Origin of the sequence: Streptomyces sp. NPDC058685 (genome assembly GCF_042714725.1) — a bacterium.
GTDB lineage: Bacteria > Actinomycetota > Actinomycetes > Streptomycetales > Streptomycetaceae > Streptomyces.
This window is the reverse complement of the sequence record NZ_JBHXSL010000083.1, coordinates 1-23437: the sequence shown is the minus strand read 5'-3', so window position 1 is coordinate 23437 and position 23437 is coordinate 1. Positions and strand designations below refer to the sequence as shown.

Here is a 23437-nt window from a genome sequence, read left to right as displayed (position 1 = left end):
CAAGAACCCCGCCCAGGTCCAGAGCCGCGTCACCAAGTACCAGCAATTCACCCAGATCCTCGGCGTCGCCCCCGGCGGCAACCTGTACTGCTGAGGAAACCCCCCACACGACCGCGGGCCGGGAGAACGTTCCCCGGCCCGCGGTCAGCCATGTCGGGCCCGCTAGCCCTGCGACCGGTCACACCCGTCGCCCCGGGCTCACCTGTCACAGCTGTCCGCCGCCGACAGGCAACCCGCAGGATCTTCTCCCCGTCCTCCGAGAGCGAGAGGCTCCCGGGCCCAACCGGGCGCCCGACCCATGGGGTTGAGGAGGGGACCATTGTTACGTGCCCGCAGGATATGGGCCACCGCGATAGCGGTGATCACGGTGGCGGGGGTGTCGCCGGCGGCGGCGCAGGCGCTGCCGCAGCCACCCGACGCACGGCCCGCCACGGCGGCGAACGGCGAGAACGACCTGCCGCCCGGCTGGCGGATCACGAAGACCGACGGGAACCGCGCGCTGGAGTGGCGCTCCCCGCGCCCCGTCCCGGTGGGCGACGCGCGCGTGGAGTTCCACGCCGACGGCAAACTGGTCGGCGTTCCCGAGCCGGCCGAGGACAACCGCACCTTCCGGCTTCCGCTCGACGACGCGCGCACGGCCGACCTGGCCGGCCTCCAGGTGCTGGCGGCGGGCCGGCGGCTGGACCAGAAGCCCGAAAGCGTCCGTGACGGGCGCTCCCAGCCCGCCGCGAAGGCCCCGGCGAAGCTCCCGGCCGGTTCCGTCGACCCGGGCAAGCCGGGCACGTACGGCACGGTCACCGGCGAGTACGCGCTCGACCCGGTCCGCCTCCCCGGCTTCCCCGCGCCCGTCGAGATGCGCGGCGTCGTCGTCGCTCCGAAGGGCGCGACCGGCAAGCGTCCCGTCGCCCTGTTCCTGCACGGCCGCCACGCCACCTGTTACGTCCCCGGCGCCGAGGACGACGTGTCCATCGACTGGCCCTGCGCCAAGGGTGCCAAGCCCATCCCGAGCCATCAGGGATATCTGCGCGACCAGAAGCTGCTGGCCTCCCAGGGCTATGTGACCGTGTCCATCTCCGCCAACGGCGTCAACGGCCAGGACGGCGATGTCGACGACGGCGGCGCGCAGGCCCGCTCCTCGCTGGTGCGCACGCATCTCGCCCGCTGGGCCGACTGGGCCGCGTCGCCCGCCAAGGCACCGGCGGCCGTGCGCAAGGCACCGAGGACGGACCTCTCCCGCGTCCTGCTCGTCGGCCACTCGCGCGGCGGCGAGGGCGTCAACCGGGCCGCCATGGACAGCCTCTACCCGCCCCCGCCCGCCCAGGACGGCTACCGCGGAAAGGTGCGCTGGCACATCCGCGGGACCGTGCTCATCGGCCCGACGATCTTCGGCCAGAACCCTGTTCCGGACGTCCCGTCACTGACGATCCTGCCGGGCTGCGACGGTGACGTCTCCGACCTCCAGGGCCAGGTGTACGCGGACGGCACCCGCGGTGTCAGCCGGGGCAAGGCCCTGCACAGCGCGGTCTACATGGTCGGCGCCAACCACAACTACTTCAACAGCGAGTGGACGCCGGGCCAGGCCCAGGCACCCGCGAACGACGACTTCTGGCAGGACCCCGAGCAGCCCGACCCGGTGTGCTCGCCGGGCACCGCGACCCGGCTGACCGCCGACCAGCAGCACCGGGCCGGCGCCACCTACATCGCCGCCGCTGCCCGGCTGTTCGTCGCCGGGGACGACCGCGTGCGCGAACTGGTCGACGGCACCGGCCGCCGCGCCCCCTCCGCCGACCCTGCGCGGGTGCTGACCCACGCGGTCGGTGCCAACCGCGGAGCCGGGTTCCTTCCGGACGGCTCCGTGAAGGTGACGGGCGGACGACTGTGCTCCGCCATCGACCCCGACCCGCGCATCGCCTGCCTGAACCCGGAGAAGGACAGCGCATCGCCGCACTTCGCCGGCTGGGGACCGGACCGCGAGACGGGCCGCCGAGCGGTGGCCATGCGCTGGTCCGCCCCCGGTACGGCGGTGAAGCTACGGCCCGACAAGCCGCTCTCCGTGAAGGGCTCCCAGAGCCTCGCGCTGCGCGTCTTCGTCCCGGCGAACTCCACCGGCACACAACTGGACGTGTCCGTCACGGACTCCTCCGGCAAGCGGGCGAACCTCGGCCGCGTCCGGGTGGACGGGCTGCCGGGCAGCGACCGCACCGCCTCCTCCTGGGCACGCGAGGTGCGCGTACCGATCACCGCCGCCTCGCGCGCCGGTCTCGACCTGACGCGGATCGCCTCCCTGGAGCTGACCCCGCGCAGCCGCTCCGGACAGGCGTGGCTGATGGACGCCTGGGCATGGAGCCCCGGCACCCCCGCGGTACGGGAGGCCCCGCTGACCCGTGTCGACATCGGCCGTCTGAAGGTCAAGGAGGGCAACGCCGGCACCCGCACGTACGAGGTGCCCGTCCGCATGTCCGGCAAGGGCAGCGGCACGGTGCGGATGTTCGCCATCGACCCGGCCACCGGCACGGCGAAGGAGCGCCTGGTGACCGTACGGCCCGGCGGCCAGGTCGCCAACCTGACCGTGAAGGTCACCGGCAACACCCGGTACTCCTGGGACGTGGGCCACGACGTGCTGGTGAAGGCGGTGCGAGGCTCCGTCGTCGGCTCGCACGCCGGCGGGGTCACCGCCGAGAACGACGACGCGATGCCGACGATCACCATGAAGCCGGTCGCCGACAAGGTGACCGAGGGGAAGCCCCTGACATGGCGGCTCTCCCTGTCGGCGCCCGCCGACGTGGAGCTGTCGAGGACGCTGAAGATCGTCCCCGCCACGGCGGGCCCCGAGTTGACCACCAAGGACGTCGACCGGCAGTGGCTCACCGACACGTTCGGCGACGTCCCGGACGGTGACGTGCCTCTGTCGCAGCTGGACTGGCCCTACCTGTGGGCCTCGGTGCCCGCCGGGAAGACCAGCGCCGAGGTGACCGTCCCCACGGCCGCCGACAAGGTGACCGAGCAGACGGAGCACCTGGTCCTCCAGCCCGTAAACGACGAGGACGGCAAGCCGGACGGTCCGGCGGTGACCGGCACGGTGCTCGACGCGCCGTAGGCGACACGCCTCACCGCAGGGTGAAAGCGCACCACACCACCTTGCCCGGATCGCGTTGGCCGACACCCCAGGTGTCGGCCAACGCGTCCACCAGCAGCAGCCCGCGCCCCGACTCCCCGTCCGGCTCACGCACACCCGGCCGCCCGTCACCGCTGTCGTGCACCTCGACCCTCAGCGCGGCCCCCTGCTCGTACAGCCACAGCCGCAGCAGATACCCGCGCCCCGGCGGTACGCCGTGCACCAGCGCGTTCGTCGCGAGCTCGCTCACGCACAGCGTGATGTCGTCGGCCCTGGAGGCCCAGCCCCACGCGCTCAGCGCCTCCCGCGTCAACTCCCGTGCCGCGGCGACCGATCGGCGTTCACGGCGGCAGAACAGCTCGCGCAGATCCTCGTGTTGCATCGTCTTGTCCACGCGGCGAGAGTCGCGTCCCGTGACGGGGTGACAGCACTGCGCGGACCCGTACGTTTCATCTGTACGGGTCGTGGAGGCGTAACGTACGCCCGTGTCCGGGGAGTTGGTCGGACATGCACTCCAGGAGACGTCCACGGAAGAACGCCTCGGCGATGCGGCTGGTCGGCCGCCAGCTCGCCCGCTTCCGCGAGGCCGCGGGCCTGACTCAAAGGGCACTCGCGGCCGAGTTCAACCTCGCCGAGCAGACCGTCGCCTCGATCGAACAGGGCCGCCGCCCGCTGAAACCGGACCTCGCCGCGCGCTTCGACGACCGCCTCGACACGAAGGGGGCGCTGTCGGTCGCGGTGGACAACATGCCGGAGGTGGACCTGATCCCGGCGTGGGCGGAGGAGTACATGGACCTGGAGCGGGAGGCGCTGGCCCTGTCGTGGTTCGAGAACCAAGTCCTGCCTGGCCTGTTACAGACGGAGGCTTACGCAAGGGCGGTGTTCCGCAGCAAGGTCCCCGCTCTCAGCGAGGAGGACTTCAACGCACAGGTGACGGTTCGGCTGGAACGCCAAGCGATCCTGCAACGGAACGTGCCACCTACCACGAGCTTCATCGTCTCCGAGGCGATCGTGAGGGATCGTCTGGGTGGGCACGAGGTGTATGCGGACATGATTCGCCACCTCCGATCCCGAGCTGATCTTCCCGGAGTCACGCTTCAGATCATGCCGCTGGGCCGTGAGTCCCACGCCGCACTTGCGGGCCCCTTCATCCTGCTGGAGACACCGGACTACCAACGCCTCGCCTACACCGAGACGCAGCGCGGCAGCCAGCTCATCTCCGACCCAAATGAGGTCAGCATCCTGGCGCAGAAGTATGCGATGCTGCGAACGCAGGCCCTCAACGCCGAAGAGACGAAGGGCCTGTTGGGCCAGCTGCTAGGAGAGCAATGAACACCGCACTTGAGTGGTTCAAGTCCAGCTACAGCAGCGACGAAGGCGGCGCGTGCCTCGAAGTCGCCTACGACTGGCGCAAGTCCACGCACAGCGGCAGCGAAGGCGGGCAGTGCGTCGAGGTCGCCGCCCACCCCGCCGCGATCCACGTCCGCGACTCGAAGAACCCCGGCGGCCCGAGCCTTACGCTCGACCCGGCCGCATGGGCGTCCTTCGTGGGCGGGCTCGCCTGACGTCGGGACTCAGCACTCACCGGTCCGGCTCGACACGGCGTACGTGAACTTCGGCAGCTTCACCGTGCGGCCGAGGCCGCCGGGCGCGACGGTCTCGATGAAGCCCGTATGGGTGCGCTTGACGTCCATGCAGAACCACGCTCCCGCGCCGTCGGCCGTTATGGCGTACCGCGCCTGATCCGCCGTCGGCTCTCCGGCGAGCTCGGCGTCCACCCCGAACTGCGGGGCGCCGCCGTCTCCGTACTCGACGATCTCCTGCTCGACCTTGATGGCGTATTCACCCTCGAAGTCGGCGGGCGAGTCGGCCTCGAACGGGCCGCCGTGGACGGTGCTGCCGTCCAGGGACGCGGTGGCGCCCTTGACCGCACTGGTCAACTCGTCGTCGCTCCACCCCACGTCGTCCTGGACCTTGAGGCCCTGCAGTCCGACGACGACTCCGCCGACGGCCATCGCGACCAGGAGGACGCGAGCCGCGATGAAGGCGCCGTCCGAGACGTCCGGGGCCGAGGGATTCCATGACTCCCGCCAGGAACGGACGCGATCCGCCTTGACGCAGGCCATGAGGATCAGCAGGCCCGAGAGCACGAAAGTGACCGTTGCCATTCCCGTCACGCCTTGTCCTCCGGTGTCGTTGCGCGGTGTTCTCCGGGGCCCAGGGCACCCGTGCCCGGCTCGCCGGAGGGCAGCCCGGCAGCTCGAACAGCGAACGACTCCAACCGCCCCGACTCACGGTGCCCGCCCCGGGGAGGTCCGGGCGGGCCTCACCCTCCGGTGAACCACGGCCGCCTCCCCCGCAGGCCGCCGCGTCAGCCGGAGGCGCTGATCCCCTGGGCGACCTCGGTCGCCCAGTAGGTGAGGATCATGCTCGCGCCCGCGCGCTTGATGCCGAGCAGCGTCTCCGCGATCGCCTTCTCCCGGTCGATCCAGCCTTTCTCGGCCGCGGCCTCGACCATCGCGTACTCACCGCTGATCTGGTACGCGGCGACCGGTACGTCCACGGTCTCCGCGACCTTCGCCAGGACGTCGAGGTAGGGGCCCGCGGGCTTCACCATCACCATGTCGGCGCCCTCTTCGAGGTCCAGCGCCAACTCCCGCAGGGATTCCCGCACGTTGGCGGTGTCCTGCTGGTACGTCTTGCGGTCGCCCCGGAGCGAGGAGCCGACGGCCTCGCGGAACGGCCCGTAGAAGGCGGAGGAGTACTTCGCGGTGTACGCGAGGATCGACACGTCCTCCTTGCCGATCGTGTCGAGCGCGTCGCGGACGACGGCGACCTGGCCGTCCATCATGCCGCTGGGGCCCACGACATGGACGCCGGCGTCGGCCTGGACCTGGGCCATCTCCGCGTACCGCTCCAGCGTCGCGTCGTTGTCCACCCGGCCGTGCTCGTCCAGCACGCCGCAGTGCCCGTGGTCGGTGTACTCGTCCAGGCAGAGGTCCGACATGATCACGAGCTCGTCCCCGACCTCGGCACGGACATCGCGGATGGCGACCTGGAGGATGCCGTCAGGGTCGGTGCCGGCGGTCCCGGCGGCGTCCTTCTTGGCGTCCTCGGGCACGCCGAAGAGCATGATCCCGGCGACCCCGGCCTCGCGCGCCTCGACGGCGGCCTTCCGCAGGGTGTCGCGGGTGTGCTGGACGACACCGGGCATCGCGGTGATGGGCACCGGCTCGCCGATCCCTTCCCGCACGAAGGCGGGCAGGATCAGATCGGCCGGGTGCAGCCGGGTCTCGGCGACCATGCGGCGCATCGCGGGATTGACCCGCAGCCGCCGCGGCCGGGCCCCGGGAAAGGATCCGTACGCAGTCATGGGGCCTACGCTACGCCCGTCCGAATGCCCCACGTACCGACATCCCGTCGGCCCGATCATGGCCCGGCCCAGCAGGCCACGGGCTGAACGTGTGCCCCGCACATCCGGCCCCGCCATGGGGCGCGGGCCCGCACATCCAGCCCCGCCATGGGGCGCGGGGCCGCATATCCAGCCCCACCACGGGGCTCGGGGCCGCACATCCAGCCCCGCCGGCGATTGAGGCGCGGGGCCCGGGGCAGCGCCCCGGCAACCACCCGCACCACCGCCCTGGAGCACGCCCTCCGGGCATGTCCTCAAACGCCGGACGGGCCGAACTCGCCCCGCACATCCAGCCCCGCCACGGGGCTCAGGACCACATATCCAGCCCCGCCGGCGATTGAGGCGCGGGGCCCGGGGCAGCGCCCCGCACGACCACACCCGCACCACCGCCGTCGTGGCCGGCGCACACGAAAGGGCCCGCACCCCCACCCCGGCGGCAGCCGGAACAGGGGCGCGGGCCCTCCCGCAGTGTCAGGTCGTGCGGCGGCGACGACCCCCCGGTCGTCTCTCCGACGGCCGCGTCACATGCTCGCCCGCTTCCAGCGCCGCCCCCCGCCTCCGCGCCCCGAACTCCGCGAGCGCTTCGGCGAGCCGATGCACCGACGGCTCCGGCGACAGCACGTCCACCCGCAGCCCGTGCTCCTCCGCCGTCTTCGCGGTCGCGGGACCGATGCACGCGATCACCGTGACGTTGTGCGGCTTGCCCGCGATGCCGACCAGGTTCCGCACCGTCGAGGACGACGTGAACAGCACCGCGTCGAACCCGCCGCCCTTGATCGCCTCACGCGTGTCCGCCGGGGGCGGCGACGCGCGCACGGTCCGGTAGGCCGTGACGTCGTCGACCTCCCAGCCCAGCTCGATCAGGCCCGCGACCAGCGTCTCCGTCGCGATGTCGGCGCGCGGCAGGAACACCCGGTCGATCGGGTCGAAGACCGGGTCGTACGGCGGCCAGTCCTCCAGCAGACCCGCCGCCGACTGCTCACCGCTCGGCACCAGGTCGGGCTTCACACCGAAGTCGACCAGCGCCGCCGCGGTCTGCTCGCCGACCGCCGCGACCTTGATGCCCGCGAAGGCACGCGCGTCGAGCCCGTACTCCTCGAACTTCTCCCGGACCGCCTTGACCGCGTTCACCGAGGTGAAGGCGATCCACTCGTACCGACCGGTGACGAGTCCCTTGACCGCCCGCTCCATCTGCTGCGGTGTCCGCGGCGGCTCCACGGCGATCGTCGGCACCTCGTGCGGCACCGCGCCGTAGGAACGAAGCTGGTCGGAGAGCGACGCCGCCTGCTCCTTGGTCCGCGGCACGAGCACCTTCCAGCCGAACAGCGGCTTGGACTCGAACCACGCGAGCTGGTCGCGCTGAGCAGCCGAGCTGCGCTCACCGACCACGGCTATGACGGACCGGTGCCCCTCGGGCGAGGGCAGCACCTTCGCCTGCTTGAGGGTCTGGGCGATCGTGCCCAGCGTCGCGGTCCAGGTCCGCTGACGGGTCGTCGTACCGGCGACCGTCACGGTCAGCGGGGTGTCGGGCTTGCGGCCCGCGGCCACCAGCTCGCCCGCCGCCGCGGCGACGGTCTCGAGCGTGCTGGAGACGACGACCGTCCCGTCGCTGGCGCCGATCTCGGTCCAGCACCGCTCACTCGCGGTACGGGCGTCGACGAACCGGACGTCCGTGCCCTGGGCGTCGCGCAGCGGTACACCGGCGTACGCGGGTACGCCCACCGCGGTGGCGACACCGGGCACGACCTCGAAGGGAATTCCCTCCGCGGCGCAGGCCAGCATCTCCTGACCTGCGTCGGTGTCCAGTCCCGGATCACCGGTCACGGCACGGACGACCCGCTTGCCGCCGCGCGCGGCCTCCATGACAAGATTGGCCGCATCCCTGAGTACCGGGATTCCGGCGGCTGTTGACGCATCGTCGACAACCGTCAGTTCAGGCGTGCTCACGCTCGCCCGCGCATGGCCGCGTACGACGTCGAGCACATCCGGCTCGGCGATCAGTACGTCGGCTCCCGCGAGTGCCTCGACGGCGCGCAGTGTCAGCAGTCCGGGGTCGCCGGGACCGGCGCCGAGGAAGGTGACGTGCCCGTGTGCCGAGAACGCCGAAGTCGGATTGGCGGTGGGGCTCAAAGTGCTCGCTCCCCCATAAGACCGGCCGCACCCTTGGCGAGCATCTCGGACGCGAGTTCGCGACCGAGCGCGATGGCGTCGCCGTGCGACGTGGGTACGGGACCGGTGGTGGACAGCTGCACCAGCGTCGAGCCGTCGGTGGTGCCGACGACGCCGCGCAGGCGCATTTCGGTGACAACCTGTCCGTCGGCCAACAGGTCGGCAAGCGCACCCACAGGTGCGCTGCAGCCGGCCTCCAGGGCGGCGAGCAGGGAACGCTCGGCGGTCACGGCGACCCGGGTGTGCGGGTCGTCGAGCTCGGCGAGCACGGCGGCGAGTTCCGCGTCCTGTGCGGTGCACTCGATCGCCAGGGCCCCCTGGCCGGGGGCCGGCAGAACGAAGTCGACCGACAGGAAGTCGGTCGCCTCCTCGATCCTTCCGATGCGGTTGAGCCCGGCGGCGGCGAGAACCACCGCGTCCAGCTCCCCGCTTCGTACGTATCCGATCCGGGTGTCGATGTTGCCCCGGATCGGCACGGTCTCTATGCGCAGGTGGTGCGCGCGGGCGTACGCGTTCAGCTGTGCCATCCGGCGCGGCGAACCGGTGCCGATGCGGGCGCCGTCGTTCAGCCGGTCGAAGGTCAGGCCGTCGCGCGCCACCAGCACGTCCCGCGCGTCCTCGCGCTGCGGCACGGCCGCGAGCGTGAGGTCGTCGGGCTGCGTGGTGGGCAGGTCCTTCAGCGAGTGGACGCAGAAGTCGACGTCACCCCGCAGCAGGGCGTCCCGCAGCGCGGTGACGAAGACCCCTGTACCGCCGATCTGCGCGAGATGCTCACGGGAGGTGTCCCCGTACGTGGTGATCTCGACGAGCTCGACGGCACGGCCGGTCAACTGGCGCACCGCCTGAGCCACTTGCCCGGACTGGGCCATGGCGAGCTTGCTGCGCCTGGTCCCGAGTCTCAGTGCCCTCTCGGTCATACTCGCCCTCGGTTCTTGACGTCTGCGTCATTCATGTCGGCCCGGCTGACGGAGGCGACCGTCTCCGGGTCGAGGTCGAAGAGCGTCCGCAGTGCGTCGGCGTACCCGGCGCCGCCGGGCTCGCTGGCGAGCTGCTTGACGCGCACGGTGGGCGCGTGAAGCAGCTTGTCGACGACGCGGCGGACGGTCTGGTTGATCTCGGCGCGCTGCTTCTCGTCGAGACCGGTGAGGCGCCCCTCCAGGCGCGCGATCTCACCGGCGACGACATCGGCGGCCATGGTGCGCAGCGCGACGACGGTCGGCGTGATGCGGGCGGCCCGCTGGGCAGCACCGAACGCGGCGACCTCGTCGGACACGATGCGGCGCACCTGATCGACATCGGCGGCCATCGGGGCGTCGGCGGACGCCTCGGCGAGCGATTCGATGTCGACGAGCCGCACACCGGGGAGCCGGTGGACGGCGTGATCGATGTCCCGCGGCATGGCGAGATCGAGCAGTCCGATGCGCACCGCGCCGTTGGCGCGCACGGGTGCGGGGTTGCGGGGCAGGGTCCGCTCGGCGTTCTCCATCCAGGCGCCGTGCTGGGCCAGCGTCTCGGCGACGTGCAGCTCGTCGAGTCCCACGGGACAGACGGCCTCGCCGCTCGCGGACCCGGCCTGCGTCGCGGCGTCGGGGGCGAAGGCCCGGGGCTCGGGGCCGACGGTGAGGTCCGCGACCCGCCCGTCGCGCGCGGCGAACTCCGCCAGTCGCGCGACCAGGCTGCCGTCGGGCGCCCGCAGGTCCTGGACCGCCGACGCGGCGTCCGCGCCCACCGGCACCACATGCTCCGCGAGCGCGGTCGCGACCGACTCCGCCGTCAGCACGAGACCGGTCGCTCCGGTGCAGGACACCACCGCATCGGCACGTGTCAGTTCGTCGGCGACGGCGGCCATGGGCACCGCCCGCGCGGCCACCCCGCCCGTCTCCGACAGCACGGAGGCCAGTCGTTCGGCGCGGTCCAGGGTCCGGTTGGCGACGACGAGCTCGCCCACACCGAGGCGTGCCAGCGTCGTCGCGGCGAGCGAGGACATCGAGCCGGCGCCGATCACCAGCACCCGCTTGTCCGCCGCCCACTGCTCGACGTCCGCGCCCTCGGCGAGCTGCTCCAGGCCGAAGGTCACGAGCGACTGCCCGGCCCGGTCGATCCCGGTCTCGCTGTGGGCGCGCTTGCCGACCCGCAATGCCTGCTGGAACAGGTCGTTGATCAGCCGCCCGGCGGTGTGGAGTTCCTGCCCCAGCGCCAGCGCGTCCTTGATCTGGCCGAGGATCTGTCCCTCGCCCACGACCATCGAGTCCAGCCCGCACGCCACCGAGAACAGGTGGTGCACCGCCCGGTCCTCGTAGTGCACGTAGAGATAGGGAGTGAGCTCCTCGAGCCCGACCCCGCTGTGCTGCGCGAGCAGGGTGGACAGCTCGGCCACGCCCGCGTGGAACTTGTCCACGTCGGCGTAGAGCTCGATGCGGTTGCAGGTGGCCAGCACCGCGGCCTCCGCCGCCGGCTCGGCGGCGAGCGTGTCGTGCAGCAGCTTGATCTGCGCGTCCGCGGACAGCGACGCCCGCTCCAGCACGCTGACCGGCGCGCTGCGGTGGCTCAGTCCGACGACCAGGAGACTCATGCCGGCATCACGGCGGGCATGTCCCCGTCGGGTCCCTTCCGGCCTGCCGCGGCCTCGGCCTCCTCGCCGGCCTTCCGCTGCTCGTGGAAGGCGAGGATCTGCAGCTCGATCGAGAGGTCGACCTTGCGCACATCGACGCCGTCGGGCACGGAGAGGACGGTGGGGGCGAAGTTGAGGATGGAGGTGACACCGGCGGCGATCAGCCGCTCGCACACCTGCTGGGCGGCGCCGGCGGGCGTGGAGATGACGCCGATCGACACACCGTTGTCGCTGATGATCTTCTCGAGCTCGTCCGTGTGCTGGACGGGGATGCCCGCGACGGGCTTGCCGGCCATCGTCGGGTCCGCGTCTATCAACGCGGCGACCCGGAAGCCACGGGAGGCGAAGCCGCCATAGTTGGCGAGCGCGGCGCCGAGGTTACCGATACCGACGATCACCACGGGCCAGTCCTGCGTGAGGCCCAGCTCACGGGAGATCTGGTAGACGAGGTACTCCACGTCGTAGCCGACGCCCCGGGTGCCGTACGAGCCGAGGTAGGAGAAGTCCTTGCGCAGCTTCGCCGAGTTCACGCCCGCCGCGGCCGCCAGCTCCTCGGAGGAGACGGTCGGTACGGAACGCTCGGACAGCGCCGTGAGGGCGCGGAGGTACAGCGGAAGCCGGGCGACGGTGGCCTCGGGGATTCCTCGGCTACGGGTCGCCGGTCGGTGATTTCGGCCAGTTGCCACGGTGCTCCTGCGGGATGAGCGAGGCTGCAGGCGGCCGTGTGTCCCAAGACCGCCCCGTCGAATGCAGGCTATGTCTTTGTGAACGCGTGCACAAAGATGGTGTCCGTTTTGTCCGAGCAAAGTGACCGGGGTCACGCATTTCGCTCGCGTGAACCTGGAACCTCGAACCGCATCGGCCCGTTGGAGACCCGAAGGGGGCAAAACCGTACACACTCCTCACGTATACGCCCCGAGACCGTCTACTGTGCCCTGTCCCCCTCGCGTCCCGATAGAGCCGTGACAGCGCCGGAACACCCCCCGGACGGCCCCCCGTGGCCGCGCGCGGCGCGCCGCCGGCCATGAGCCGGGGTCAGGCCCCCAGCGCGCGCCGCAGCCGTTCGGGGTCCACCCGCCAGAACGTGTGCTGCTCGCCGTCGACGAGCACCACCGGGATCTGCTCCCAGTACGCCCGGTGCAGCGCCTCGTCCCGGGTGATGTCCTTCTCCTCCCACGACGCGCCCGTCTCGGCGCACACCTTCTCGACGACCGCCCGGGCGTCGTCGCACAGATGACACTCCGGTTTGCCGATCAGCGTCACCATTCGCTCGCCGGGCTTCTTCTTCGCGCGCCGCAACAGAGGACTCATGGAGCCATTCTCCGCCCGCGCACGGCCTGTCCGGTCCCCCGTGCCCGCCCCGCGGCACACCGGCACCACGCGTTTAACAGAGCGGTCGCGCAGAGTTCACGCCATGGCACACCGGCGTGTCGGGAAGTCCCGAACAGACTGGCTATGCTCACGCCATGGCCGCACTGGGATGGCTCACCCCCCGTAGGCGCTCCGCCACCGCAAGGAGCGTGCTCGCAGGCGAGGCAGCAGCCGAGGCAGCGCGCAAGACGTCGCAGCAGCTCGACGAATTCGGCACGCTGGACGGCTTCGCCCCGCCCGCCGAACCCGACTTCCCCGTCCTCGGGGACGATCGGGCCGCCGCCTTCTTCGACCTCGACAACACCGTGATGCAGGGCGCCGCGATCTTCCACTTCGGCCGCGGCCTGTACAAGCGGAAGTTCTTCCAGCGCCGTGAGCTGGCCAGATTCGCCTGGCAGCAGACCTGGTTCCGGCTCGCCGGGGTCGAGGACCCCGAGCACATGCAGGACGTCCGCGAGTCCGCCCTGTCCATCGTCAAGGGCCACCGCGTCTCCGAGCTGATGAGCATCGGCGAGGAGATCTACGACGAGTACATGGCCGACCGCATCTGGCCCGGCACCCGCGCGCTCGCGCAGGCGCACCTGGACGCGGGGCAGAAGGTCTGGCTGGTGACGGCCGCCCCGGTGGAGACCGCGACGATCATCGCCCGCCGCCTCGGCCTGACCGGCGCGCTGGGCACGGTCGCCGAATCGGTCGACGGCGTCTACACCGGCAAGCTCGTCGGCGAGCCGCTGCACGGCCCGGCGAAGGCCGAGGCGGTCCGCGCCCTGGCCGCGGCCGAGGGCCTGGAGCTCGCCCGCTGCGCCGCCTACAGCGATTCGCACAACGACATCCCGATGCTCTCGCTCGTCGGGCATCCGTATGCGATCAATCCGGACACGAAGCTGCGCAAGCACGCACGCGAGCGCGAATGGCGACTGCGTGACTACCGGACCGGCCGCAAGGCGGCCAAGGTCGGCATCCCGGCGGCGGCCGGCGTCGGAGCGATCGCCGGTGGTACGGCAGCCGCGGTCGCCTTGCACCGCCGCCGGCGCTGACACGCAGAGCGACGATCCGGGACGCTCCCGACCGCAGGGAACAGGCTGCGGCACACCCACCGATGAGTCAGATCGCGAAGCTTTTCGATCAACAAACGTTCACGATCTGCTACTTGAACCGTCGCCGAGGGGTAACAGAAGCGACGGAAACGATGATTTGAGCAACTGGGTGTAGCACTGCCTGTACGAAGCGTTATTCTCCTCAAACGCATACGGGAACCCACCAGTCGCCACGACGGGTGAACATTCCCGCACTGCACGTGATGGAAGCTCTGCCTCTGGGAGTCCCGTGTACCCACACGTCGGGGTTGACGCCTCGGGCCTGGCTACGCTCCGCGCGGCGGTCCTCGACCACCTGCGCGGTTTCGTCCCCACCGCGTACGCCGGCCCCGCCCTTGCCATGCCCCGCCTCGCCACCAGCGGCCCCGCCGCTCCCTGCTACGCCCTGGCCGACGGCCGCGCGGCCGTGGGCAGACGGAGCAGCCGGGGCGGCTCCGGCGCCTCGACCACCGCCCGCCGGCCCAGTGCCGACAGCGACAGCGCCCGCATGATGGAGCTGGTCGAGCGCGCCCAGGCGGGCGAGGCGGAAGCATTCGGCCGTCTCTACGACCAGTACAGCGACACTGTCTATCGCTACATCTACTACCGGGTGGGCGGGAAGGCGACGGCGGAGGACCTCACGAGTGAGACGTTCCTGCGGGCCCTGCGCCGAATCTCCACCTTCACCTATCAGGGCCGCGACTTCGGGGCCTGGCTGGTCACGATCGCGCGGAACCTGGTCGCCGACCACTTCAAGTCCAGCCGCTTCCGGCTGGAGGTCACGACCGGCGAGATGCTCGACGCCAACGAGGTCGAACGCAGCCCGGAGGACTCCGTCCTGGAGTCCCTGTCCAACGCCGCGCTGCTCGAGGCCGTCAAGAAACTCAATCCTCAGCAGCAGGAATGCGTGACGCTGCGCTTCCTGCAGGGCCTGTCGGTCGCGGAGACCGCCAGGGTGATGGGCAAGAACGAGGGTGCGATCAAGACCCTCCAGTACCGCGCCGTACGCACCCTGGCCCGCCTCCTGCCCGACGACGCCCGCTGACCGATCCCAACTCACAATCGGTGACGCCACGATGACGCACTGGTCCGATCATCTTTCGCGCGTAACCCAAGTGCCGCGACGCTCGTTGTGCGGGATGCAGGCTCCCTGTGGTCACGCCGTGCCCGCAGCCACTCACTCGATCGTGTGGTTGCGCTCAAGGTGTGCAACCTTCCGGACCCCGAGGGGAGTCGACCGTCATGACGAGAGGAGGTGCCGCCAGTGATCGCGAACGTTTCGGCGCACCGGCGGGCGAACGCCTTCGCCCAGGCCTTGGAAGATCAGGCGGCCGAGCAGCCGGATGATGCGGTCGAACCGACCGAGCACGGACGGCTGTTGGCGCTGGCGAACGGTCTCGGCGAGCTGCCGGGACCGGTAATGGATCCCGAGGTCAAAGTGGTGCAGCGAGCGCAGCTCGTGGCCGCCATGGAAGCCATGTTCCAGGAAGGCACGGCCTCGGGAGGCAGGTCCGCGGGCCCTACGGTGCCCGAGCCACGGACGACCGGCCGCGGCGCCCATCGGGCCTCCCCGCTCCGGAAATTGCGACCGCGTTCCCGCTGGTCGAAGGGTCTTGCGGCCGGCGGTCTGACCGTCGGTGTCGCCGCGGGAGCCTTCAGCGGAGTGGCCGCTGCCAGTTCCGACGCCCTTCCAGGTGACACGCTGTACGGGCTGAAGCGCGGCATGGAGGACATCCGGCTCGGTATGGCGGAAGGCGAGTCCGACCGCGGCGAGCTGTACCTCGACCAGGCATCCACCCGGCTCAGTGAGGCCCGTCGCCTCATGGAGCGCGGACGGGCGGGCGCCCTGGACCACGAATCACTGGGCGAGGTCCGCCGCGCCCTCACCGGCGTGCGGCACGACGCGGGCGAGGGCCACCGGCTGCTCCACGAGGCGTACGAACGGGACGGCTCGCTGGGACCGATCCAGAAGCTCAACTCGTTCTCACGCGCCCACCGTGACGCGTGGAACGGGCTGCGGGACCGGCTGCCGGCCCAGCTGACCGATGTCGGCGACGACGTCAACGACGTCTTCGACGCCATAGACCAAGAGGTCGAGCCGCTTCAGTCGCTGCTGCCCCGCGCCCCGGAGCAGAGCCGTGGCGGCGGGCAGCGTCCCGGAGCCTCCTCGCAGGACTCGGGCCGCACATCGAGCCCGGGCAGCAGTCGTACGACACCGTCCGCGCCGGGCACGGGCGAGTCCCGTCCGGGCGAGGCCGGCAAGCCGCAGCCCTCGGGCTCCGGTGCGGCGTCGGACGACGGTCTGCTCGGCGGCGACCCGGGCGATCTGTTCGACCCTCCGACGAACGGCGACACACCCTCGCCCTCGGGCAAGGACCCGTTCCCGCCGCAGCCGGACATCACCATCCCGCCGCTGCTGCCGGGAATCCTGCCGGGCCTCGGCCTGGAGGCCGAGGACGACAACTGACACGACGACAACTGACACACAGCAAGGCCGGAGGGGCTGGAGAGATCCAGCCCCTCCGGCACGTGCTGATCCGGACGACAGACGCTAGAAGAAGACCGACCGCCGCTGCACCAGCAGCTTGTAGAGCGTGTGCTGGATCTGCTCCCGCACCTGGTCCGTCAGGTTGAACATCAGCATCGGGTCCTCCGCCGCCTCCGGCGGATATCCGTCCGTCGGGATCGGCTCGCCGAACTGGATCGTCCACTTCGTCGGCAGCGGCACCGCACCCAGCGGACCCAGCCACGGGAACGTCGGCGTGATCGGGAAGTACGGGAAGCCCAGCAGCCGCGCGAGCGTCTTCGCGTTGCCGATCATCGGGTAGATCTCCTCCGCCCCCACGATCGAGCACGGGACGATCGGAGCCCCCGCCCGCAGCGCCGTGGAGACGAACCCTCCCCGCCCGAACCGCTGGAGCTTGTAGCGGTCGCTGAACGGCTTCCCGATGCCCTTGAAGCCCTCTGGCATCACCCCGACGACCTCACCGCGCTGGAGGAGCCGCTCGGCGTCCTCGGAGCACGCCAGCGTGTGCCCGGCCTTGCGGGCGAGTTCGTTGACCACCGGCAGCATGAAGACCAGATCCGCGGCGAGCAGCCGCAGATGACGGCCCGCAGGGTGGTTGTCGTGCACGGCGACCTGCATCATCAGGCCGTCCAGCGGCAGCGTGCCGGAGTGGTTGGCCACGACCAGCGCTCCGCCGTCGGAGGGGATGTTCTCGATCCCCTTCACCTCGACGCGGAAGTACTTCTCGTACAGCGGCCGGACCATCGACATCAGGACCTGGTCGGTGAGGTCCTCGTCGTAGCCGAACTCGTCGACCTCGTAGTCCCCGGTGATCCGGCGGCGCAGGAACGCAAGCCCGCCGGCGATCCGCCGGTCCCAGCCACCGCCCCGCTCCGCCGGCGGCGGCTGCACCGCAGGCTTCCGGTCGGCCGCGTCCGACGTCTTCGGCACCGGCTGCTGTGCGGGCAGCGGGCTCACGGGCATCTCCCGCATACCGCCGGGATCGGCCTTGCGCCGGCTCGTGCCGCCCGTGGGGCGCCGTCGCGCAGCACGCTGCGCGCTGCCGCGTGAACGGTCGTCGTCGAACGGAATGACCTTGGCGTCCGCCATCGTTGGCTGCGCTCCTTATTCGGCGTCGCTCTGAGTCGTCTGGAGGGAGGAGGCCGGACCGGCGGACCGTCCGGCGCCGACCGGCAGCGCGGCCGCCAATTGGTCCACAGCGTCCGCCAGGGCCTCCGGCGGCAGCAGCCCGGGCCCGCGGCTGCGGGCGAAGTCCGCGAAAGCCTCCGCGGTCGTGAACTTCGGCTGGAAGCCCAGGGTCTCGCGCATCTGCGTCGTACTCACCACCCGGCCGTGCGTCAGCAGCCGGATCTGCTCGGGCGAGAAGTCCGTGACACCGAGCGTACGCAGCGCGGAGCCGACCCAGGTGACCGCGGGCAGCAGAACCGGCAGTGTCGGCCGCCCGAGACGCCGTGAGCACTGCGAGAGCAGCAGCACTCCGTCGCCCGCGATGTTGAACGTGCCGCTGTTGAGCGTGCCGCGCCGCGGCTCGTCGAGCGCGATCCGCAGCACGTCGATCACATCGTCCTCATGGACGAACTGCAGCCGCGGGTCGTAGCCGAAGACCGTCGGCATGACGGGCAGCGAGAAGAACTCGGCGAGCGGGGAGTCGGCGCACGGGCCGAGGATGTTCGCGAACCGCAGGACGCACACGGCGACGTCCGGGCGCCTGCGGGCGAACCCGCGGACGTACCCCTCGACCTCGACCGCGTCCTTCGCAAAGCCGCCGCTGGGCAGGGACTTGGGCGGTGTGGTCTCGGTGAACACCGCGGGGTCGCGGGGCGCCGAGCCGTACACGCTCGTACTGGACTTGATCACCAGCCGCTTGACGGTCGGCGACTTCTGGCAGGCGCCGAGCAGCTGCATGGTGCCGATGACGTTGGTCTCCTTGACCGTCGTCCGGCCGCCGGCGCCCAACGGCGTACCGGTCACGTCCATGTGCACGACCGTGTCGACGTCGTGCTCGGCCAGCACTCGCGCAATGGCCGGCTGGCGGATGTCGGCGCGTACGAAGTCGGCGCCGCCCAGATGGTGCTCGGGGTCCACCGCATCGACACCGATCACCCGGTCCACTCCGGGATCCCGGAGGATGCGCCGTACCAGCCGCCCTCCGAGCTGCCGGGCCACACCGGTGACGAGCACGACCTTGCCCAAGATCAGCGCCTTCCCTTAGGTCCACCCCACCCTTATCCGTCACCGTAGCGGTTCGGTGTTGCGCTGTGATGACCGCACGACGCTGTTTCGCCAGTGGACGCACCGCGGCCCCTCCACCGAAACGGTGGAGGGGCCGCGATGACACGTACAGCTGCCGTAACGAATTACTTCTTGTTACGACGCTGAACGCGGGTGCGCTTGAGCAGCTTGCGGTGCTTCTTCTTCGCCATCCGCTTGCGCCGCTTCTTGATAACAGAGCCCACGACTACCCTCGCTCACTTCTCTTCACTCGGTGCGGGGCGTCTGGGCCCACACGACCTACGTCGGCCTAGCCTACCCGCCATAGCCCCGAGCTTGTAATCCGAGGGCAGCCGCCCTGCTCGGGCTACGCGGATTCCACCCCCACAAAGGACTCGCGGAGGTATTCGTGAACCGCTTGCTCCGGTACCCGGAAGGACCTCCCCACCCGGATGGCCGGCAGATGACCGCTGTGCACCAACCGGTACACGGTCATCTTCGACACCCTCATCACCGAGGCGACCTCCGCCACGGTAAGGAACTTGACCTCGTTGAGAGGCCTCTCGCTGCCAGCAGCCATGACCCACCTGTACCTTCCGCACATGACGCACACCGGCTTCCCCTCCGGTGACTCTTCGTCGCTGTGCGCTCACTCCCCAGACTAGGGGCGGGTGGTGCGAGTGGGGAAGAGGAGCAGCGATCGGCCGCCTACTGTGACAGACACGCTCGATTGAGTACATAGCGCGTCAGCGGTAGGTAGTAATCGGACCGCACAGCGTCATCAAGCGGAACGACCACGGACACCTGCCCCTCCGCCTCCCCCACGAAGAGCGCCGGATCGTCGGTGTCGGCGAGCCCGATCGCGTCAATCCCCAGCTGACCTGCCCCGCAGACCCAGCCGTGGTCCCCGACGACGAGGTCCGGCAGGGGCCCCCGACCCTCCGCCACAGCCTCCAGAGCGGCCCGAACCGGCAAGGGGGAATGGGTGTGTGCGCCGGTCTCACTCCCGACGCCCCGGGCGCCGGCCTCGCGCACCATCGCGACGCCCCGTACGTACTCGAGGTTGTACGTGCGTACGCCGAACCGGGTCGTTATGTCGACACATCGCCCCTGCGCGGGGGTGAGAACGACGCAGCCCGCCGCCGACAAAGCGTCTGCCAGCCCGGCGTAGAACCCGAGCAGCCGGTGCGGATGCCCGGTCCCGAGCAGCACAGCTCCCCCACGAGCAGCAACGTCACCGAGCCGTTCGGCGAAGGCGGCGAGCGCGGTCAGTGTCCGCTCGGGGTCGATGACATCGAGGCCGTCGACACAGGCGGGATCGTCCGAAACACCACACCTGTCGGCCATCAGGGCGATCAACTCCCGCTCGCTCCAGTCCCGTTCGGGAAGGAGGCCGAGGGTGGCGCGGGGATCACGCGCGGCGAAGAGCCGGTAACTGCGCAGGCTCGCCTCCCGCGACGTGGCGACGGCTCCGGCCAACCGGGCCGCCAGAAGATGCGCCCGCAGCGCTCCGGTACTCAACACGCTTCCGATGCTCCCGCAGCGGACGCGGGCCCGTACGAAAAGGAGCGAGTGACCGCACGGTTGGCGTAACGGGGGTACAAGGGCAGGGGCGAAGCGCGGAGTTCGGTGCGCGGCCGCCCCGCACCGCAGAGCGGCCCACTCGTCGACACACGGACACGCGCCGCCCGTTGCCGGTCGGGGCAGTCCCCCTACGCCAACATCCCCCGGAGCGGGAACACCGCCCGCCGCGTCGCCAGCACCGCCTGGTCCAGGCGGTCCGCCGGGTCGTAACCGGCCTCCCACTCGCGCCACGTCGGGGTACGGCCGTCCGTCATCCGTCCCGGCCCCAGCTGCCGCGTCCGCGCGTACACCTCGTCCCGCCACGTCGACGGGATCACCGACTCCGGGTCCACCGGCGCATGCCCGGCGATCCCCACCAGATGCGTCCAGGACCTGGGCACCACGTCCACCACCGCGTACCCGCCGCCCCCGAGCGCGACCCACCGTCCGCCGTCCACATGGTCGTGGGCCAGCGCATGGCACGACTCCTGGACCGCCCGCTGCGCGTCCAGCGACACCGCCAGATGCGCCAGCGGGTCCTCGAAGTGCGTGTCCGCCCCGTGCTGCGTCACCAGGACATCCGGCCTGAAGTCGGCCAGCAGCTCCGGCACCACCGCGTGGAACGCCCGCAGCCAGCCCTCGTCGCCGGTCCCGGCCGGCAGCGCCAGATTGACCGCGCTGCCCGCCGCCGCACCGTCCCCACCGGTCTCCTCCGGCCATCCGGTACCGGGGAACAGCATCCGCGGATGCTCGTGCATCGAGATCGTCAGCACGCGCGGATCGTCCCAGAAAGCCGCCTGGACTCCGTCCCCGTGATGCACATCCACATCGACGTACGCGACCCGCTCGGCACCCAGCTCCAGCAGCCGCGCGATCGCCAGCGACGCGTCGTTGTAGATGCAGAACCCCGAGGCGGAACCGGGCATCGCATGGTGCAGACCGCCCGCGAAGTTCACCGCGTGCACGGCCTCCCCGCGCCAGACCGCCTCCGCGGCCCCGACCGACTGCCCCGCGATCAGCGCGGACGCCTCGTGCATCCCCGCGAAGGCCGGATCGTCCATCGTGCCGAGCCCGTACGACTGGTCCGCCGACTTCGGGTCCGCCGAAGCGGCGCGGACCGCCGCCACATAGTCCTCACGGTGCACGAGCCGGAGCGTGGAGTCCCCGGCGGACTTCGCGGACACCACGTCCAGCGCACGGTCCAGTCCGTACGCCCGCACCAACCCCATGGTCAGCGCGAGCCGCACCGGATCCATCGGATGGCTGCTCCCGAAGTCATACTTCGTTACCGCCTCGTCCCACATCAACAATCCGCGGCCGCTCATGCCCGCCACCGTATCCGGCCGGCTCCGCGCCGAACGAGCGGGCGTACCGCAACGTCACCAGCACCAACACCATCGGCACGACCATCGCCCATCGATAGCTCCAGGCGTCCCCGAGCGCACCGACGAGCGGTGAACCGACCAGGAAGCCGACATAGTTGAAGACGTTCAGCCTGGCCACCGCCGCGTCGCTGGCCCCGGGCCCACCGGCCTCGACCGCCCGCCGCCCGGCCGCGGCGAACGTCTGCGGCACGATCACACACAGCCCGAACCCCAGCAGGGTGAAGCCGAGAATCCCCACCGCGGGCCTGGGTGCCACCGCCACCACGGCGAACCCGGCGGCCGCCAGCACCGTCCCGCACCGCACGACCGCCACGGCACCGAACCGCCGCACCCCCAGGTCGCCCACCGCCCGGCCCAGCAGGGTCGTCACCATGTACGCGTTGTACGGGACGGTCGCGACCTCCTCCGAGCTCCCGAGCACGTCCTGCAGATACTTCGCGCTCCAGTTGGAGACCGTGGAGTCCCCGATGTAGGCGAAGGCCATCACCAGGCAGAACGGCAGCAGCAGCCGGAACCCGACACCGGCGCCGTCGCGCTCCCCCGTCTGCGTCAGTGTCTGCGGGACCGGCTCCTGGTCGGCGTACCACCGGCTCCCCACCAGCACCACCGGCAGCAGCACACCCACCACCGGCAGATACGAGACCAGCAGCGACAGGTCCCAGTGCGCGCCCGCCCATGCCAGCGAGGCGCCGGCGATCCCACCGAGGCTGTACGCCGCATGGAAACCGAGCATGATGCTGCGCCCGTACGCCCGCTGGAGGCTCACCCCGAGCATGTTCATGGACGCGTCGAGCGCACCCACCGCGAGCCCGAAGACCCCGAGGGCGACGGCGACCTGCCACACGTCCGTACCGGCGGCGACCCCCAGCAGCGCCAGCATCACCACCGGCTGGGACCACCGCAGGACGGCGCTGGGGGCGATCCGCCGCACCAGCCGCTCGGTGACCACGCTCCCCACACCGGCGAGAATCGGCACCGCCGCGAGGAATACGGGCAGCAGGGCGTCGGATATCCCGTACCGGTCCTGCACCGCGGGTATGCGCGTCACGAGGAGCGCGAACGCCACGCCCTGCGCGAAAAAGCTCAACGCCAACGAGGCGCGACCACGCCGCAACCGCTGCCCCAACCGCGCATCCGTCATGGCCGGACAGCGTAGGCCGATGCCCTACCCAGCGGTAGATCGATCACACAACCAATCGGAGGGATCAGACGAGCAGTTCGGGCAGCTCGGCCATGGACCCGAAGTACCCCTTCGCACCGGCCAACTTCTCGGCTGCGGTCATCGCGGTGAACCCATAGACATCCATGCCGGCCGACTTCGCCGCGGTCACCCCGAGCGGGCTGTCCTCCACGACGACACAGCGCTCCGGGGCAACGCCCATCCGCTCGGCCGCGTGCAGGAACAGATCGGGTTCCGGTTTGCCCCGGCCCACGTCCTGCGCACTGAAGACATTGCCCTCGCGGAACCACAGGTCCAGCCCGGTCTTCAGATGCCCGACGCGGATCCGCTCATGACTCCCCGACGACGCGACGCAGTACGGCACCCCTTCGGCCACCAGCTTCCCCAGCACCTCGGTCACTCCGTCGACAGCCACCAACTCCCGCTCGAAAGCGGCGAAGACGCGCGCATGCAGGGTGTCGTCGAAGTCCTCGGGCAGCCGCCGGCCGGTCCGCTCCAGCACGAGGTCGTGCACACGATGCACTGCCGCTCCCATGTAGTCGCGCAGGGAGTCCTCGTACGAGGTGGGGTGCCCCAGCTCGGTCAGATAGCCGGCGAGGATGGTGTTCGAGATCGGCTCACTGTCGACGAGTACACCGTCGTTGTCGAAGATGACCAGTTCATAGCGCATGGCCCCAGCCTAAGGAGCCTCGGAAGGCCCCTACGCGGCGCACTGCGGTAAGGCCGCCGGCGTCCGGTCCTGAACGCAAAAATGCCTCAACCCCCGGACATGGTCCGGGGGTTGAGGCTAAAAATTGTTCGGCGGCGTCCTACTCTC

The 23437-nt window shown here is 70.8% G+C and carries 22 protein-coding genes and 1 pseudogene; 7 read left to right on the top strand and 16 right to left on the bottom strand.

The window, feature by feature from the left end; translation table 11 throughout:
- Positions 1–94 (top strand): annotated as a pseudogene (locus ACFWU3_RS34965) (chitinase); the annotation flags it as partial.
- Between the two features lie 204 nt (positions 95–298).
- Positions 299–3097: an alpha/beta hydrolase family protein gene (locus ACFWU3_RS34960; RefSeq protein WP_384445436.1), complete on the top strand. Its 2799-nt coding sequence runs from the start codon at positions 299–301 to the stop codon at positions 3095–3097.
- A 10-nt stretch (positions 3098–3107) separates the two neighbouring features.
- On the opposite strand, the gene ACFWU3_RS34955 is transcribed toward ACFWU3_RS34960, so the two are convergent.
- Complete coding sequence (locus ACFWU3_RS34955; protein WP_384445434.1) at positions 3108–3509, bottom strand: ATP-binding protein; 402 nt, start codon at positions 3507–3509, stop codon at positions 3108–3110.
- 152 nt (positions 3510–3661) lie between these two features.
- Here ACFWU3_RS34955 and ACFWU3_RS34950 point away from each other — a divergent pair, with 152 nt between their 5' ends.
- Complete coding sequence (locus tag ACFWU3_RS34950) at positions 3662–4447, top strand: Scr1 family TA system antitoxin-like transcriptional regulator (protein ID WP_384445432.1); 786 nt, start codon at positions 3662–3664, stop codon at positions 4445–4447.
- Positions 4444–4680, top strand: a complete 237-nt coding sequence (locus ACFWU3_RS34945) for a DUF397 domain-containing protein (RefSeq protein ID WP_384445430.1) — start codon at positions 4444–4446, stop codon at positions 4678–4680. The genes ACFWU3_RS34950 and ACFWU3_RS34945 overlap by 4 nt, the downstream gene beginning before the upstream one ends.
- 9 nt (positions 4681–4689) lie before the next feature.
- Here the strand turns inward: ACFWU3_RS34945 and ACFWU3_RS34940 are convergent, their stop codons facing one another.
- The 7 genes from ACFWU3_RS34940 to ACFWU3_RS34910 form a co-directional block, all read right to left on the bottom strand.
- Positions 4690–5283 carry a hypothetical protein gene (locus tag ACFWU3_RS34940; RefSeq protein WP_384445428.1) on the bottom strand — a complete coding sequence of 198 codons (594 nt, stop codon included), beginning with the start codon at positions 5281–5283 and terminating at the stop codon, positions 4690–4692.
- Positions 5284–5486: 203 nt separating this feature from the next.
- On the bottom strand, positions 5487–6488 hold the full coding sequence (gene hemB / locus ACFWU3_RS34935; RefSeq protein WP_384445426.1) for a porphobilinogen synthase: 1002 nt from the start codon (positions 6486–6488) through the stop codon (positions 5487–5489).
- A 510-nt stretch (positions 6489–6998) separates the two neighbouring features.
- Positions 6999–8657: a uroporphyrinogen-III synthase gene (locus tag ACFWU3_RS34930; RefSeq protein ID WP_384445424.1), complete on the bottom strand. Its 1659-nt coding sequence runs from the start codon at positions 8655–8657 to the stop codon at positions 6999–7001.
- On the bottom strand, positions 8654–9613 hold the full coding sequence (gene hemC, locus ACFWU3_RS34925) for a hydroxymethylbilane synthase (protein ID WP_384445422.1): 960 nt from the start codon (positions 9611–9613) through the stop codon (positions 8654–8656). Before hemC ends, ACFWU3_RS34930 begins: the two co-directional genes overlap by 4 nt.
- A complete protein-coding gene (locus tag ACFWU3_RS34920; protein ID WP_384445420.1) occupies positions 9610–11268 on the bottom strand; it encodes a glutamyl-tRNA reductase in 1659 nt (552 codons plus the stop codon). The genes hemC and ACFWU3_RS34920 overlap by 4 nt, the downstream gene beginning before the upstream one ends.
- Complete coding sequence (locus tag ACFWU3_RS34915; protein WP_142214354.1) at positions 11265–11993, bottom strand: redox-sensing transcriptional repressor Rex; 729 nt, start codon at positions 11991–11993, stop codon at positions 11265–11267. Before ACFWU3_RS34915 ends, ACFWU3_RS34920 begins: the two co-directional genes overlap by 4 nt.
- Positions 11994–12342: 349 nt before the next feature.
- Complete coding sequence (locus ACFWU3_RS34910) at positions 12343–12618, bottom strand: glutaredoxin family protein (RefSeq protein ID WP_384445419.1); 276 nt, start codon at positions 12616–12618, stop codon at positions 12343–12345.
- 155 nt (positions 12619–12773) lie between these two features.
- Between ACFWU3_RS34910 and ACFWU3_RS34905 the strand changes: the two genes are divergently transcribed.
- The 3 genes from ACFWU3_RS34905 to ACFWU3_RS34895 all read left to right on the top strand — a co-directional run bounded on the left by ACFWU3_RS34905 (position 12774) and on the right by ACFWU3_RS34895 (position 16221).
- A complete protein-coding gene (locus tag ACFWU3_RS34905; protein WP_313944891.1) occupies positions 12774–13715 on the top strand; it encodes an HAD-IB family hydrolase in 942 nt (313 codons plus the stop codon).
- Between the two features lie 289 nt (positions 13716–14004).
- The gene (locus tag ACFWU3_RS34900; protein ID WP_384445417.1) at positions 14005–14799 is read left to right on the top strand and encodes an ECF subfamily RNA polymerase sigma factor, BldN family; all 795 of its coding nucleotides are present in this window, start codon (positions 14005–14007) and stop codon (positions 14797–14799) included.
- Between the two features lie 219 nt (positions 14800–15018).
- A complete protein-coding gene (locus ACFWU3_RS34895) occupies positions 15019–16221 on the top strand; it encodes a DUF5667 domain-containing protein (protein ID WP_384445415.1) in 1203 nt (400 codons plus the stop codon).
- 84 nt (positions 16222–16305) lie between these two features.
- Here the strand turns inward: ACFWU3_RS34895 and ACFWU3_RS34890 are convergent, their stop codons facing one another.
- The 8 genes from ACFWU3_RS34890 to ACFWU3_RS34855 form a co-directional block, all read right to left on the bottom strand.
- Complete coding sequence (locus ACFWU3_RS34890; RefSeq protein ID WP_384445414.1) at positions 16306–17370, bottom strand: 1-acyl-sn-glycerol-3-phosphate acyltransferase; 1065 nt, start codon at positions 17368–17370, stop codon at positions 16306–16308.
- Between the two features lie 15 nt (positions 17371–17385).
- Positions 17386–18474 (bottom strand): NAD-dependent epimerase/dehydratase family protein, encoded by a 1089-nt coding sequence (locus ACFWU3_RS34885; protein WP_384445412.1) that lies wholly within the window; start codon positions 18472–18474, stop codon positions 17386–17388.
- A 164-nt stretch (positions 18475–18638) separates the two neighbouring features.
- The gene (locus ACFWU3_RS34880) at positions 18639–18737 is read right to left on the bottom strand and encodes a 30S ribosomal protein bS22 (protein WP_003948845.1); all 99 of its coding nucleotides are present in this window, start codon (positions 18735–18737) and stop codon (positions 18639–18641) included.
- Between the two features lie 122 nt (positions 18738–18859).
- Positions 18860–19072: a helix-turn-helix domain-containing protein gene (locus tag ACFWU3_RS34875; protein WP_014046653.1), complete on the bottom strand. Its 213-nt coding sequence runs from the start codon at positions 19070–19072 to the stop codon at positions 18860–18862.
- Between the two features lie 128 nt (positions 19073–19200).
- Positions 19201–20016, bottom strand: a complete 816-nt coding sequence (locus ACFWU3_RS34870) for a phosphatase (RefSeq protein WP_384445410.1) — start codon at positions 20014–20016, stop codon at positions 19201–19203.
- Between the two features lie 188 nt (positions 20017–20204).
- On the bottom strand, positions 20205–21380 hold the full coding sequence (locus tag ACFWU3_RS34865) for an acetoin utilization protein AcuC (RefSeq protein ID WP_384445408.1): 1176 nt from the start codon (positions 21378–21380) through the stop codon (positions 20205–20207).
- A complete protein-coding gene (locus ACFWU3_RS34860; RefSeq protein ID WP_384445406.1) occupies positions 21331–22581 on the bottom strand; it encodes an MFS transporter in 1251 nt (416 codons plus the stop codon). Before ACFWU3_RS34860 ends, ACFWU3_RS34865 begins: the two co-directional genes overlap by 50 nt.
- A 64-nt stretch (positions 22582–22645) precedes the next feature.
- On the bottom strand, positions 22646–23290 hold the full coding sequence (locus ACFWU3_RS34855; RefSeq protein ID WP_384445404.1) for an HAD family hydrolase: 645 nt from the start codon (positions 23288–23290) through the stop codon (positions 22646–22648).
- Between the last annotated feature and the right edge of the window lie 147 nt (positions 23291–23437).